8 protein-coding genes are annotated in these 16,280 nt (G+C 44.4%); 5 read left to right on the forward strand and 3 right to left on the reverse strand.

Going from position 1 to position 16,280, the window contains the following annotated elements; all coding sequences use genetic code 11:
- Positions 1–10 precede the first annotated feature (10 nt).
- From AYW76_RS11845 to AYW76_RS11855, 3 genes are read left to right on the forward strand one after another with little or no spacing between them, the layout of a single operon-like run.
- A complete protein-coding gene (locus AYW76_RS11845) occupies positions 11–694 on the forward strand; it encodes a response regulator transcription factor (RefSeq protein WP_067038650.1) in 684 nt (227 codons plus the stop codon).
- Complete coding sequence (locus AYW76_RS11850; protein WP_067220250.1) at positions 657–2,117, forward strand: sensor histidine kinase; 1,461 nt, start codon at positions 657–659, stop codon at positions 2,115–2,117. Before AYW76_RS11845 ends, AYW76_RS11850 begins: the two co-directional genes overlap by 38 nt.
- Positions 2,114–3,169: an ABC transporter substrate-binding protein gene (locus AYW76_RS11855; protein ID WP_067220254.1), complete on the forward strand. Its 1,056-nt coding sequence runs from the start codon at positions 2,114–2,116 to the stop codon at positions 3,167–3,169. The genes AYW76_RS11850 and AYW76_RS11855 overlap by 4 nt, the downstream gene beginning before the upstream one ends.
- Before the next feature lie 54 nt (positions 3,170–3,223).
- Here the strand turns inward: AYW76_RS11855 and AYW76_RS11860 are convergent, their stop codons facing one another.
- Positions 3,224–4,702 (reverse strand): RimK family protein, encoded by a 1,479-nt coding sequence (locus tag AYW76_RS11860; protein ID WP_067220257.1) that lies wholly within the window; start codon positions 4,700–4,702, stop codon positions 3,224–3,226.
- A gap of 178 nt (positions 4,703–4,880) precedes the next feature.
- Here AYW76_RS11860 and AYW76_RS11865 point away from each other — a divergent pair, with 178 nt between their 5' ends.
- Entirely contained in the window at positions 4,881–5,984 is a 1,104-nt protein-coding gene (locus AYW76_RS11865) for a peptidase C39 family protein (RefSeq protein ID WP_067038822.1), read from the forward strand.
- Here the strand turns inward: AYW76_RS11865 and AYW76_RS11870 are convergent.
- Both AYW76_RS11870 and AYW76_RS11875 read right to left on the reverse strand, forming a co-directional pair.
- Positions 5,981–6,826: a universal stress protein gene (locus AYW76_RS11870; protein ID WP_067220261.1), complete on the reverse strand. Its 846-nt coding sequence runs from the start codon at positions 6,824–6,826 to the stop codon at positions 5,981–5,983. The two genes, AYW76_RS11865 and AYW76_RS11870, sit on opposite strands and share 4 nt — an antisense overlap.
- Positions 6,827–6,836: 10 nt before the next feature.
- Positions 6,837–8,321 (reverse strand): SulP family inorganic anion transporter, encoded by a 1,485-nt coding sequence (locus AYW76_RS11875; RefSeq protein ID WP_067220264.1) that lies wholly within the window; start codon positions 8,319–8,321, stop codon positions 6,837–6,839.
- A 207-nt stretch (positions 8,322–8,528) separates the two neighbouring features.
- On the opposite strand from AYW76_RS11875, the gene AYW76_RS11880 reads away from it, so the two are divergent.
- A complete protein-coding gene (locus tag AYW76_RS11880; RefSeq protein ID WP_067220267.1) occupies positions 8,529–16,271 on the forward strand; it encodes a retention module-containing protein in 7,743 nt (2,580 codons plus the stop codon).
- Positions 16,272–16,280: the final 9 nt, after the last annotated feature.

Raw genomic sequence — 16,280 nt, forward strand, 5'->3', positions numbered from 1 at the left:
GGGTAGTTTTATGCGAATTTTAGTCGTTGAAGACACGGAAGTTTTAGGACAAGCCATTTGTGATCGACTCTCAAGTCTTGGACACGGGGCAGATTTGATCTGTGATGGAAAGCAAGCCCATGAGTTTCTTCGTTATCAGTCTGTGGATTTAGTGATACTTGATTTAAATCTACCCAATGTCTCCGGTTTGCAGATATTGCAGAGTTTGCGACAACGGGAGGATGCGACGCCAGTGTTAATTTTAACGGCTCGTGACCAAGTCGATGACCGTATTCGATTACTAGATGCCGGTGCCGATGATTATTTGACTAAACCGTTTGATTTTGGTGAGTTGGAAGCCCGTTGTCGTGCCTTGTTGCGCCGCCAGCAAGGGTACGCATCTAACGTCACAGAGCATGGCAATATCACCGTAGATCGCGATAGTCGTCAGGTGTTGGTAGACAAAGAGGTGCGTGCGATTACCAACCGTGAATTTCGTTTGTTAGAAATCTTTTTAGGTCACTTAGGTCGGGTGTTGAGTAAAGATGACATTACCGAGCATTTGTTTAATTTTGATGAAACACCAGGGCCAAATGCCATTGAGCTTTATGTGGCGCGTCTGAGAAAAAAGCTGGCAGGCAGTGATTTGGTGATCAGCACCTTACGAGGCATTGGGTATGTGGCGGAAATTGCCCCAACACACAAGCGCTCTTGAGCAATCGCTCGATTATCGCCACTCGCCATCGTTAAGAGGGCGATTTATTGTAGTCGGCGCGTTTACCATTAGTTTGATTGCTGTGTTGGCGATCAAACTGGTATTCGATTACAGCGAACGATTGGCTGACATCTCTTATGACCGCTTGCTACGTAGCGCATTGCTGCAAATGGATGAAAATGTTGGACAAGAGCAAGGGGAGATCACCATTGATATCCCTTGGTCTGCATTTGCGACGCTGGCGCAAGCGAGTGAAGACCGCGTGTTTTATAAGGTGGAAAGCTCCAGCCAAGGCTTTATTACGGGCTACTACAACCTTGATTCAACCCCAGAGCGACCTAGGGAATACGGTACTATTCAGTTTTTTGATCGTCGTTATTCAGGGGAGACACTCCGCTTTGCTTGGTTAGAACGGCATCTAACAGAGCCGGATGCCAGCGGAACGGTGCGTATTGTGTTGGCGCATACACGGTTATCACGGGAAGATATGGCGGCTTCGGTAACTCAGCAAGCTGTTGAATTGATTACCTTGGTAGCGCTGGTGTCGATTGTCTTGATTATCATTGGTAGCCAATTGGTCTTGCGTCCATTGCATCGTATCGAGCAATTATTAGAAGAGCGTACGCCCGGGGATTTGACGCCATTAACGTTAAAAACGCCCCGAGAAACTTACCATTTAAAAGTCGTCATTAATGACTTCATGAAGCGGCTACAAACTAACCTTGAAGAGTTAGAGAATTATACGGGTAATGCGGCGCATCAGTTACGAACACCGATTGCGAGTTTAAAGGCGCTCGCTGAAAATGCCCGAGATATTGGTAGGCCAGATGAACAGCGCCAAGCGCTAGAGAAGATCATAGAGCAATGTGAAGCGTTGAGCGATACAGTGAGTTTTTTGCTGAATCAGGCGACGATCAGTCATCGAATGCAATCACAGGTGATGGGGTTAATTGATCTGGTTCAGCCTATCCAAGAGTCGTGTCGTGCTCAGGCTCTTACCGCGTTGCGTAAAGGTGTCATGCTGTCGTTTGAAACGACTTTAGATGAAGCCATTGTGGTGGGTGATATCATTGCGATCGAGCAAATGATGCAAAACCTGATAGAAAATGCGGTGCGTTACAGTCTTTTAGATGACCATGAGGAGACGAAGGAAGTCGTGATCAGAATAACGCCGCTACCTAATATTTTCCGCGTTGAAGTCATTGACCAAGGAGTTGGCATTAGTGAGATAGACAAGCAGCGGGTTTTTGAGCGGTTTTATCGTGGTCGTTATGATATTGCGGGCTCTGGCGTCGGTTTGTCATTAGTGAAAGACATTGCCAAATACCATAAAGCGGATATTTTACTGTCAGACACCCTGCCGCATGGTACGACTGTTACTGTGGATTTTCCTACTTTTCAATTCAGAGGGGATCACCAATGAGGTTGATTGCTACCGTTCTATTAGGATGCCTAAGTTTTCTAACCCATGCTGATCCCGTGTGGTTTGGTGCCAGTAACGCATCCAGAGAGCTGTATATTAACTCCACACTTGATATGTCGTCCTTTAAGCCCTTGTTAGAGCGCTTTGTTGAGTTGAATCCTAGCGTACGTATTGCTTACGTCGATGTGAATACCTTGGAATTATATTATTTAACGGTATCAGAGGCTGAAAACCCGAGTGCGAGTTTGATATTAAGCAGTGCGATGGATTTACAGTTGAAGTTAGTTAACGATGGGTTTACGCAGCGCTATGTATCCGAGCAAACAGAGCGTTTGCCTGCCCAAGCGAAATGGCGTGACGAGGTGTTTGCCTTTTCTTATGAGCCAGTTGTGATGATCGCCAATAAAAATGCCTTCGATGCGGGTGAAATTCCGGATGGTCGACAGGCATTACTTAGTTATATTCGTCAGAACGATGAGCAAGTATCGGGGCGAATGGGGACGTATGACATTCGTAAAAGCGGGGTAGGGTACTTATTGGCCAGTCAGGATGCCCGTCAAGCTGATGCCACTTGGGGGCGTATGTTGGAAGCGTTTGGCAGTCATGGAATAAAAACCTATTGCTGTTCGAGTGATATCATTGACGATGTGGCCAAAGGTGATCTGGTGGTGGGTTATAATCTGCTGGGCTCCTATGCGGCACAGCGAGCAAACAATGACCCTAATTTAGAGATGATAATCCCTAAAGATTACACCTTAATGCTAATGCGTACTGCCGTGTTGCCGCAAAACGCACCGAATCAGCAAGACGCAGGCTTGTTCTTGGATTTTTTGTTGTCGGATGAAGGACAAGCATTGATGACGACTGAAGAGTTGTTATATCCAATCCGCCAAGGTCAAAGCCAGGCGCATTTTGCTATGCCCCTAGGGCCTACACGAACAATTAAGACCGTCGATTTAGATCAACAGTTGTTAGTGGGCCGTGATTTGGTAAAACAGCGCCGCTTTATTCGCAGCTGGGAGTTGGCGCTAGAATTAAGCAGCGGAGACTAGCATCTTCTAAGAGGAGCAAGGTGAGCCGGAGAACCGGTCACCTTGCTCCGTCCGCTAAAAGTCAGACTGGCCTTGAGTCTTCTGTTGCATTCGACGTAAGAACTCAGACATGATCTGCATGTACAGTTCATCCCCTAAGTATTTGTCTTCAACGCCGCGATCGATGCTTGGATTATCATTTACTTCGATTACGTAACCACGACCTTTTAGTTCTTTTACATCCACGCCATAAAGACCGTTGCCAATTGGTTTAGTGGCGGCAATAGCTGCTTGAAGTACACGCCTTGGTACTTCAAAAGTCGGTAAGGTGTCGAAGGCACCGCTCTCACTTTTTGACTCGCCGTGCTGATAAATCTGCCAGTGGTTTTTCACCATATAGTAACGACATGCGAAAATGGGTTTGTTATTTAAAATGCCAATACGCCAATCAAATTCGGTGTAAAGGTATTCTTGTACCAACAACAAACTTGATTTTTTGAACAGTTCATCGAGACATTGAGACAGTTCATCACGGTTTTGAGCTTTTAATACCCCTTTAGAAAACGCCCCATCAGGAATCTTAACTACCATTGGATAGCTGATGTGCTGCTCCAAAGAGTCTTCTAAATTGCTTTCACCCTTATGAATAATGCGTGTTTTTGGACAAGGGACTTTATGAGTATTGAATAAATCCGCCAAATACACCTTGTTTGTACATCGCATAATAGACTGCGGGTCGTCCATAACAACCAAACCATTTGCTTCTGCTTTTTTGGCAAACTGATAAGTATGGTGATCTATGTTGGTCGTTTCACGAATGAATAAGCCATCGTACTCAGGTAGTCGAACAATATCTTTAGGACCAATGATATCGACCTGAATACCAAGTTGCTTACCTGCTTGAACAAACTTTTTCAGTGCTTGCTTGTCGCTAGGGGGCATGGCTTCATCAGGGTTGACCAGCATAGCCAAGTCAAATTTCGTGCTACGATTTTTACGTGCCTTGTTCCATACTTTGCTGCTAAAGGCGTCTAATGCTTCAGCAAATAACGTTTCTTCTTCATCATTTAACGATTTATGCGATGTGACCTTTAGTGATTTAACCTGCCATTGCTTTTTATAAACCAGTGAAAACTCAATTACTGGACATGGGAATTTTTCAAACAGTTTTCGAGCGAAATCTTTTAGTTCAGGTTGCAGTGTATTACCAAAAACAGCATGCCCTTTGATGGTAGTAGGCTCTGCCGGAATACCGAGCTTTTCGGCAATGGTCGGTAACCACTGCGATAATTCAATATCGTAAAGTGCTTTTTTATTTAAATCGTTTAAGGTTCTAACCGAAGGCATCACATTATGACCGCGACTTTCTGCAAGCAAAGAACAGTAGTAGCCATCTGATAAATAACGACTGCTTTTACATAGGTTAATGATGCGTGTTCGATCATTTACCTTCGTCGTAAGAGACAAATATTGGGGGAAAGTAATCACGTGATCGCTGGCAAGAAAAGCGGACCAGTCTTTCAATTGATCTACGACGATATAAGTTTGTGCCATGCAGAAAATTCCTTCTAAAGGCAAACAGTGAAGAGCGCATGATGCGCTCTTTTCTATTTATAGCATAGATGTGAATTGTTCAAACTTTAAGCAAATTTTGTGTTGTTAGATGGATTTCCTTGTACAAAATGCGCGACTCGAATATAACGATTTTTTCTTGGGCTCAGAGGGCCTGTTCATGACATCCGGTATCGTTATTCGCTTAGCTCAATTGTCCGATTTAGACGCATTAGAAACCCTTGAAAAACAGGCTTTCCAAGGGGATCGAATGAGTCGGCGTAGTTTACGTCATGGCATTAAATCGGAATCCTCTGTGATGCTTTTGTCCTATTTAGACGAGACTCTGCTTGGGTATGCTTTGGTGCATTTGTTTAAAGGACGGGCTCATGCTCGTTTGTACTCATTGGCCGTCGCTAACGAAGCAAGAGGAAAGGGAATAGGCTCACAGTTATTACAGAATGCGGAATTACATGCGGCGAAAAGTGGCTGTATTTCGCTGCGCCTAGAAGTAAGCGAGCGTAATGATGGGGCGATAGCGCTCTATCGAAAAGCGGGTTACCGATCATTTGGTAGTTATGAACATTACTATGAAGACGCCAGTAATGCGTTGCGAATGCAGAAACGTATTCGAGCATTTGACGATAAAAGTAAGTTATTGAAAATACCTTATGTTGGACAGCGTACGCCATTTACCTGTGGACCTGCTTCATTATTGATGGTGATAGCGGCCGCAGAAGAACAAGCGGATGCGAGCTTTGAACATGAATTAGATATTTGGCGAGAAGCTACGACGATTTACATGACCAGCGGACATGGGGGGTGTCATCCAACAGGATTGGCTCTGGCAGCTAAGCGACGAGGGTTAGAGGCTGAGGTGTGGCTGAGTGATGATCAACCCTTGTTCATTGATGGTGTGCGTGATGAGCAGAAAAAAACGGTTCTGATGGCTTGCCATACGAAGTTTCTAAAAGAAAGCGCGGCAGAAGGCGTCATTGTTCACAATGAGCCATTAGCGATCCAAGACTTGATTAATGCTGTTGATAAAGGTCACTGGGTTATTATTCTAATCAGTACCTACAGATTAGACGGTAAAAAGACGCCTCATTGGGTGGTCGTGACAGGCTACGATGAGCAGCATATTTATGTGCATGATCCGGATTTTGAGGAAGGTATTGCGCTTGTGGAATGTCAGTACGTGCCGGTATTGAAGTCTGACTTCGAGAAAATGAGTAAATTTGGCCGCTCGCAGTTGCGAGCGGCCGTTGTTGTGTCTAAGGCTTAACGTAGAATTAAGACTGGCACTTGGCTATCGGTCAGCATCTTAGTGGTATTGCTGCCAACAAAGAATTGACGGACTTTAGAGTGGGCGTAGGCGCCCATAGCAATTAAGTCGATTTGATTTTTTTGTTGGTATTCGTGCAATGCACCTTGAATGCTGTCGCCTTCAATAAAATGAGACTCTACCTTAAAGCCTAACTCAGAAAGCTTATGACGCGCTTTTTCAAGTGCGTCTTCTTGATCGGCAACATCCCGTTTTACCATCACTAGATGGCAAGGAATGTCTTTCAATAGAGGGCTATGTGCAATCCGTTCAAGCGCTGCAATTGCCGTTTCGCGACCATCGTAAGCGACCATGAAGTTTTGTGGCGCTTTAAATTCATTGGATACAACCATGATGGGTTGAGATAATGAACGTGCCGCATTTTCAAGATTAGAGCCAATTACAGATTTAGACGTATGCTCAGTACCTTGTTTGCCCACGATATAAAGCAACGCGTCTTGTTCAAGGTCTTCTAAGGTTTCCACAAAGTTGCCGTGGCGCTGCAGTTTAGTCAGGTTGATAGCGCGTCCATCAAGGTAAGCTTCGGCGTACTCTAATAATACTTTACCGTGCTCTAGGGCGACTTTAGCGCGTTGCTCATCAAGCTCAGTTAGCTCACTAAGGAGATGCTCACGGCTACCGAAACCAATTGTTCCAGATAAGTCATGCTCACTAGACTTTTGTTTTTCTAACGCATGAAGAAGCACCAACTGTGTTTCCAGTTTAGAGGATGCCCAAGCGGACGCTTCTATGACTTGCTGAGTTAATGGTGAACCATCGATACATGCAATTACGTTTTTCATCCTTGCCTCCTTAATGACCGTTTAAAAGCTTCTCAGCTTCCTCAGGTTTGTTGTGTACGCCGAATTTGTCGACCACTGTCTCAGTGGCTTCATTCATTCCAATGACATCAACGGTTGCACCTTCGCGTCGGAATTTTATAACTACTTTGTCGAGCGCAGACACTGCAGTGATATCCCAAAAGTGAGCTTGAGATAAATCAATAGTAACGTGGCTAACCGCTTCTTTAAAATCAAACGCATCGTTGAATTTTTCAGAAGAAGCAAAGAATACCTGACCAACCACTTTGTATGTGGTGCCTTGGTCAACGTTTTCACTCTTGACCACCATAAAGCGACCAATTTTGTTGGCAAAGAATAATGAAGCCAGTAACACACCTGCAAAAACACCCAGAGCAAGGTTGTGAGTCGCCACCACAATAGCAACCGTCGCCAACATCACGACATTGGTCGACATCGGGTGATGTTTCAAGTTAACAATAGAATCCCAAGAGAAAGTGCCGATGGATACCATGATCATGACCGCTACCAAAGCAGCCATTGGGATTTGACCAATTAAGTCGTCTAAGAAAACCACCATGATCAGCAACAATACACCAGCAAAGAGAGTTGAAAGTCGACCACGACCACCAGATTTAATATTGATAACAGATTGGCCGATCATGGCACAGCCTGCCATGCCGCCCAGTAAGCTTGAACCAATGTTTGCGACCCCTTGACCTTTACACTCACGGTTACGGTCACTAGTAGTGTCTGTTAATTCATCCACAATCGTCGCCGTCATCATAGATTCAAGAAGACCCACAACAGCTAAGCCTAAAGAGTAAGGCAAGATAATCATCAATGTTTCAAAATTAAGCGGTACATCTGGTAACAAGAAGATCGGTAGAGAATCCGGTAAATCACCCATATCGCCTACAGTACGAATATCTAAGCCAACCAACATAGCAAAAGCCGTCAATGCGACAATACATACCAGCGGGCTTGGTAGAGATTTACCTATCACTGGGATGTAAGGGAAAAGATAAATGATACCTAGACCTGCCGCCGTCATGGCGTAGACATGCCACGTTACATTGGTCAACTCAGGCAACTGGGCCATGAAAATTAAAATAGCGAGTGCATTTACGAATCCGGTGACGACCGATCTCGAGACAAAACGCATTAATGTGCCGAGCTTTAAATATCCAGCAATTATTTGAAATACACCACAGAGTAAGCTGGCGGCTAATAAGTATTCCAAGCCATGTTCTTTCACCAGCGTCACCATTAACAGTGCCATGGCGCCTGTGGCAGCAGAAATCATTCCTGGTCGACCACCAAGAAAAGCGATAATGACAGCAATACAGAATGAGGCATAAAGACCTACTTTAGGATCTACCCCCGCAATAATGGAAAAGGCAATGGCCTCAGGAATAAGCGCTAACGCCACCACAGTTCCCGATAGTACGTCACCACGTATGTTCGAAAACCACTCTCTTTTTAATGTATCAGTCATGGACACCCTTTAATTATCTGAGATAGCGCAGCGGATAAGCTAGACATCTTGCATGTCACGAGCTGCAAATGAAGTGTCGCATTATAAAGAGTCATAATTATGAACGCAATTTGACCTGAGTGACTCTGATTGTACCTTGGTACAATAGATTCCTTTGCGTTAAGCGACTAGTTTAGGGATAAGTATAAATTTATGTAGGGAATTATTATGAGCGACAATCAATCTATTGCATCACTGGGTGAACCAGTTGGGTTTGTAACACAGCTGGAAGGTACTGTTCGTGCCGTATCTTTAGATGGGCAAGAACGAGCCCTGAAAATTGGAGATCCAGTGTTTCAAGGTGAAACGGTTGTCGCAGTGGCGGATGGCAGTGCTACGATCAACTTTGTTGACGGTACCGAGATATATGTTGCCGATGCGTCAGCAGTTGAGATTAACAGTGAAGTTTATGGATTAGCCCAGACACCACAAGAAAATGAATTCGTAGAGGACTTCTTGGCTGACGGTGGTACGGATATCGCAGCACTTCAACAAGCTATCTTAGAAGGACAAGACCCTACACAAGTCCAAGAAGCGCCGGCCGCAGGTGAGGCCCCTGCTGATGATACACCAGGGGGTGTAACCGTTGATGTAGAGCGTAATAATGAAGAAGCTACGCCAACATATGGTTTCGATACTCAGTCTTTAAACTCGAGCAATAATAACGCTACGAATACTAATGAAGAGAATTCCGTACCTTTAGCAGCGGAGCCACAACCTGAGCCGCAGCCAGAGCCACAACCTGAGCCTCAGCCAGAACCACAACCTGAGCCGCAGCCAGAGCCACAACCTGAGCCGCAGCCAGAGCCACAACCTGAGCCACAACCAGAGCCGCAGCCAGAACCACAACCTGAGCCGCAGCCAGAACCACAACCTGAGCCGCAGCCAGAACCACAACCTGAGCCAGAACCACAACCTGAGCCAAACGTCTTGAGCATCAGCTCGTTTGATGTCTCTGAGGGCGCATTGGCGACGTTTGATGTGGCGATGAGCAATGCCAGTGAAGAGATCACATCGGTCAGCATGAGTTTGGCGGATGGCACGGCAACGGGTGCGGATTACACCAACAGCACCGTGACCATCACGTTTGCTGACGGCGTACCGCAACCAGTAACGGTCGCATCAGACGGTACGTTCACAGTGACTGTTCCGGCGAACGAAACGACCTTTACCGTGTCGGTACAAACGACGCAAGACGACAATTACGAAGGGCCTGAGACGTTCACATTGAGCGGTTACACGGCGACGCAAACCGTGGCAGACGCGGCGGTGGGCACAGCGACCATCAAAGACGACGGAACAGGCCCAGTACCACCGGGTGGTACGCCGGATGATGACCGTTTAAATGTATTGAGCATCGGTGACGTTGCGGTCTCAGAAGGGTTGGCGGCTGAGTTTGTCGTGACCATGACCAATGCCAGTGAAGACGTCACGCCAGTGAGTATGACGTTGGCGGATGGCAGCGCAACGAGTGCGGATTACACCAACAGCACGGTGACGATCACGTTTGCTGACGGTACCGAGCAACAAGTAAGTGTGGCAACGGACGGTACGTTTACGGTGACTGTCCCGGCGAACGACACGACCTTTACCGTGTCGGTACAAACGACGCAAGACGACACGTTTGAAGGCCCAGAGACCTTTACGTTGAGTGGCTCGACGGCGACGCAAACGGACGCTGTAACGGGTACAGCAACGATCAAAGACGACGGAACAGGCCCAGTACCACCGGGTGGTACGCCGGATGATGACCGTTTAAATGTATTGAGCATCGGTGACGTTGCGGTCTCAGAAGGGTTGGCGGCTGAGTTTGTCGTGACCATGACCAATGCCAGTGAAGACGTCACGCCAGTGAGTATGACGTTGGCGGATGGCAGCGCAACGAGTGCGGATTACACCAACAGCACGGTGACGATCACGTTTGCTGACGGTACCGAGCAACAAGTAAGTGTGGCAACGGACGGTACGTTTACGGTGACTGTCCCGGCGAACGACACGACCTTTACCGTGTCGGTACAAACGACGCAAGACGACACGTTTGAAGGCCCAGAGACCTTTACGTTGAGTGGCTCGACGGCGACGCAAACGGACGCTGTAACGGGTACAGCAACGATCAAAGACGATGATGCCCCAACTATTACTTTAATAGACTCTGTTGCGAATGTTTCTGAAGAAGGTCTAGCGGATGGTAATCCTGATGAAGATGGTAGCCTTGATACGACTAATGATTTCACATTTACGGGAGAGTTCACGATTCCTGATGCGGATATGGGTGACTACCGTCTTAAACTAGAGCTTCCGACTGAAGTTATTAGCTCAAATGGTTCCGCTGTAGTTTGGTCTTATGATGGCGATGATGTTGTAGGTTTGGTTGGGGCGGTGCAAGTTATTAGAATTGAGCTTAATGAGGTTAATGACACAACGGGTTCTTATATCGTTACTTTACTTGAGCCGGTGGATCATCCAATTACAACGACAGAAGATACCTTATCGGTTAATTTCGGTATAACAATCACGGATGGTGAGCTTGAGTCAACAAAAGAAGTCAACATTATCATTGAGGATGATTCACCTGAATCCTTAACAAATCAAACTGATCAATTAATATTAGCTTTTGAGAATAGTGCGGTAAGTTCGGTATCTATTTCTAATATTGAGGGTGGTTTTAGTGATTCTAAATACTCATCTGGTTTTGATAAAGTTACTGAATCCGACAATGACAACGATGCTCTGATTGATCAAATTTCTTGGGATGACAATGATAATGACCCAACGCAAATAGAGTTAGTTGATACAACTGGATCTTTATCTGCCGATATTAATAGTTATATTTCTCTGGGTGAGTTCACTCATGTGAATAGTCCTATTAATTCAGGTTATAAATCTTTTACAGAGGGCGAAGTTAGTTATACCTTTGATGTAGATATTGCTGGTTTAATTCATTCGGTGACGTTGACTGCCGACCTTTATGGTGATTACACCTACAATGATCAGGTGGATTCAGCTGATCGCATGCGTTTAGAGCTGACAGGATCAACAACGCAAACGATTATCGTCAGTGGTACCGAATATGAAGTATCTCTAGTAGGCTTCCAGACCTCTGATGGCGGGATTAGTAATACTCTAATTACACAAGAAGACGCATCTCAGTCCGCTAATATTGTCGCAAAAGTGTCCACAAATACCTCGGAGAAAACTTACTCTGAACTGACTGGTACTATAGATCTTGGTAGTGATTTTGGTGCAGATGGTGCAGGTGTTATCGTTGCCGACACTTACAGTAATGATAATGGCACCTTCAAAGTTAACGCGGATGGTAGCTATAGCTTCACGCCGTCAAAAGAGTTTGGTGACTCCATTGCTGTTGGTCAAAGTAAAGATGTACAACTGGAATACACCGTTATCGATAACGATGGAGATAATTCAACCAACTCTATCACTATCACCATCAGTAATGGCGACAGTGCACCAGTAGCAAATAATGATACTGCCTCGGGTAATGAAGATACGATTATCACTGTTGATGTTTTGAATAATGACAGTGATCTTGATGGTGATGAGCTAACTATTAATAGTGCAGAAGTGGTAGATCCTAGTAAAGGGTCTGTTTCCATCGTAGATGGACAGCTTCAACTTACGCCTACAGAGCACTTTAGTGGACAAGTTGAAATCGAATACACCATCCGCGATGAGGATGGACTTGAGTCTAGCGCAAGCGCTACTGTTGATGTTATTGCGGTGGCAGATACTCCTATTTTTACTCCTCTTAACAGTTCACCAATTGGTGGCGATGGTCTAACTAAACAGGTTTGGACTGGTGTTTTCTCTAGTAATTGGGACGGTAAAGGTCAATCAGACATAGATATACTTGAGGCCTTTGTAAAAGCTAAATCTGCTGCTAGTTCAAATTCTTCCACTCTTATTCAAGCGGTTTCTGGATCGACTGATGAAGCTCAAGGTACTCTAACTCTTATAAATGGTTTTGTGTTTTTAGAAGCAGGTAAAGAGTATCAATTTAGTGGTCATGGAGATGACAGCCTTTACGTTCGATTTGGTAGCGATATCATTGCGGATGCCAACTGGGGTGACGAAAGTGGTTTGATTCGTAGTGAAAACTTTGAAGTCGACGCAACAGGCTATTACCCTGTGGAAATTGCACATCACAACCAAAATGGGCCAGGTAATTACGAAATTAACATCGTTGAGTCTGGACAGGAGGCTTCCTTAATAAGTACTGATAACTTCTCATTATTTAGCAGTATCTCTGCATTAGAAAGTGCTGGTATTCGTCTAGGTGGCGCTGTTGAAGTTGATGGTGAATTGGATCATTACAGTGCTTATGGTGTTAATGAAGGAGATGAAAATACTAACATTCCGTTAGAAAAATTCTCAGTTAACCTCGTAGACTTGGATGGATCTGAACAATTGGCTGTATCTGTATCTGGTGGACAAGTTGGTTCAGTGCTAAGTGATGGCGAGCACTCTATAACATTCAGCTCAAGTACCGATTCATATGATGTGTCAGGTTGGAATTTTGATACATTAGTTATCACCCCCCCTGAAGCGAATGCGGATTACTCATTCACACTTGATTTTATAGCAGTTGCCACTGAGCAGTCTAACAATGATGCGGCAAGTGCTTCAAAATCTATTACCGTGAACGTTTACGATGTCGTTGAAGGGCCTGAAACCCCTGATATTGTTATTTCTGTTGATGATGCTAATTCTGCTGTAAGTGAAGAAGGATTGTTAGGAGGTATAGTAGATACTGTAGGTAATCCAGATACGACAGAATCGCTTACTGATAGCGGTGCATTTTCTGTTACAGGTGCCTCTTCATCTGCGACATTATCTCTTGAGTTTAATGGTGCGACGCCATCTCTCACCTCAGGTGGAGTCGATATCACTTGGGATAGCAGTACGGATACAGCTCTTATTGGTAAAGCGGGTGATACAGAAGTAATTCGTATTTCATTGAGTGAGCTCAATAGCGGGGTAGCTTCTTACAATGTGAAATTGTCTGCGCCATTAGATCACGAAGTTAAAGGTAGTGAGGATGTTAAGTCTTTAGGCCTGAATATCGTTTTGACTGATGGCTCCACGATTGTTAAGGAAGAAATCAGCGTTAGCATTGAAGATGACTCGCCATCGCTAGTAGATGTAAATGCTGCAGTCACATTAACCAATAATTCTAATGCGTTTACTGAGACGGTGAATTTTGTTGGCTCAAAAGGTGATCAAGATTCATTATCATTTAATGGAGGTGCCGTAACGCTTACTGCTCAAGGATTTGCCAATAAATCTTCTTACGATTTGACTGCTGCGAAAGTTCATCAATATGCAAACGGCGTAGGTGTTAACAGTAAAAATGATCGTTTTGATGCTGAAATTGATTATCGAGTTACGGATAGTAGCGAGCAATCAGAGCAGCTTATTGTTACCTTAAATAACGGACGAGTGGCTTATGGTGCCGATATTAACTTCTCGATGTTTTTTGGTGGTAAGGAGTTAGAGGTCGCTAAACTAGATTTCTATCGTGATGGCGAGTTTGTTACCTCTAAAGAAGTCAGATCTGATCAAACCTCTGGTGTGGTCAATTCCACTGTGGCAATTAATGAAGGTGGATTTGATCAAATTGTTTTTGAGTCTGCATCAAATGGTAACGGAGCGTACAAAGATAACAGTGATTACAGCATCAGCTCAATCACCTTCACTGGTGCGTCAACTGCTATAGTAATTGCGGAAACGTCTGGTACTTTGAGTGGTATAGGAGCGGATGGATTTGGCTCTGTCGCTTTTGCATCTGGCATCGAAACCAGTATCGAAAATGTTCTAGCTACTGTCGGTATCAATGCCGATGCTGAAGTGTTAAACAATGGCAATCGATTATCTGTTGTGGATGAAAATGATGACTCTATATTTGAAGTTCAATTAACACCGGCAACGGGGCAATGGGAATTCTTCCAGTATCAAGATATTGCCGGGCTCGATTCTGATATACCTATAGGACTTTTGGTAACCGATGCGGATGGCGATAGTTCATCAATCAATTTGAATATTGAATTTCTTACTACAGCAGAGTTCAATGCTCGAGATGATGCTTATACTACTTCAGAAGATACGCCAATTATTATGGACGTATTACAGAATGATTCTAATGGAGCTGAAATTGTTGCCGGGAGTGTGGAGCTTAAATCTGGTGAAGGCAGTGTCGTACTAAATAGTAATGGAACAATCACTTTTAACCCTAATACCGACTTTAGTGGAAAGGCAGAAATATCTTATGAAGTGGAAGATGGGTCTGGTAATAAGGATACAGCGCTAGTAAATGTTGTAGTTGAAGCTGTTGCTGATAAGCCTGATTTAATTGTTACGTTAGGTGATGCAACGAATACCGGTTCACTTTCATATACAGCAGATGATATATCAGGCCTAGGAGACTTAGGTACTGGAGATATCAACGATGGCACTGATTTCACCGTTTCTGCCACGACACGTACTTTGAGCTTTGGATCTGAAAATGCTGGTGAGGTAGTTTCTATCAGCTTTGATGCCCTCGTTAAGGGTAGTTGGGATTTAGATACTTTTAATTCTCGTGCAGACACATTTAAGATTTCTGCCAATGACGCCCTGTTAGCAACTAACACATACAGTTTGGAGAGCACTGGGTCTTCATTAAATGAGAGCTATGTATATACCGCGACACTTGACCAAAATGGCGACATTGAACTTGAATTTGCCGTTGATAGTACACATTCTGCTGAGTTAGTAGATGTCTCTGAAATCAAAGTTGAGCTGGATGCTGGTTCTAGTACGGTGCTTTATCCGCTGGAGATCAATGGTATCGAAAATGATATTGATGACAGTGAAACCCTTTCTTTTACAGTGAAATCGTTGCCTACAGGTGTTCGACTTGTAAATGAAAGTGGCATCGAATTTAGTAAAAATGGTCAAGGTGATTATTTTCTGAGTGATCAAGATGTTGGTGGATTGCTACAGTTAAGCGTTCCTGCGGGTACTGAAGATTTCAGCTTAGTGACTATTGTTGAGTCGACTGATGGCTCTTCAACCAGCTCTACACAAACTGTTACTAATGTTGCTGCTACAGCAGTAACTGAGCCAGAACCTCAGCCTGAGCCAGAACTAGAACCTGAGATACAGCCTGTAACTGAATCAGAATCTAAGTCTGAGCCAGTACCAGAACCTGAGACTCAGCCTGTAACTGAATCAGAATCGAAGTCTGAGCCAGTACCAGAACCTGAGACTCAGCTTGTAACTGAATCAGAATCTAAGTCTGAACCACAGCCAGAACCAGGTACGACTGATATTGGCGATGGGGAAAATTCTGAAGGTGGTGAAGAATCTGATAATCTTCTAGGAGAAGATGATGTTGTATTTGACGATTCTAATGATGAATCTGAAACTACTGATTCGAGCTTAGACGCAGAATCTAAGTCAGAGGTTCAGCCAGAAACAGGTACGCCTGATATTGGTGGTGGGCAGAGCTCTGAAGATGGTGATGGATCTGATAATCTTCTTGGAGAAGAGGATGATATATTTGACGGTTCTAATGGTGCATCTGACACTACTGATTCAGGCTCAGATCGCGATATATTTGTACTGAATAATGACAATGATGTTATTACTGACTTTGATGCAAAAGAAGATGCCCTTGATGTAACAGATCTTTTGGATGCCAACGAGGGAGATGATATCCAGCAGTTATTGCAAGAGAGTTTATCTGTAACTGAAGAAGGTGTTGATATTTTAGATAACGGAAGTGCTACTAGAGTTGCAACTTTTGGATCTGGAAGTAATCTCGATTCGAATAATGATGGTTCCGTTAATTCAAACGATTCATTAACGGTTATATTTAATAACAGTGAATACACTATTAACTCTGATGGTTAATCTCTAAGA

The sequence above is a fragment of the Marinomonas gallaica genome, from assembly GCF_001639745.1.
In the GTDB taxonomy this organism is placed as follows: domain Bacteria; phylum Pseudomonadota; class Gammaproteobacteria; order Pseudomonadales; family Marinomonadaceae; genus Marinomonas; species Marinomonas gallaica.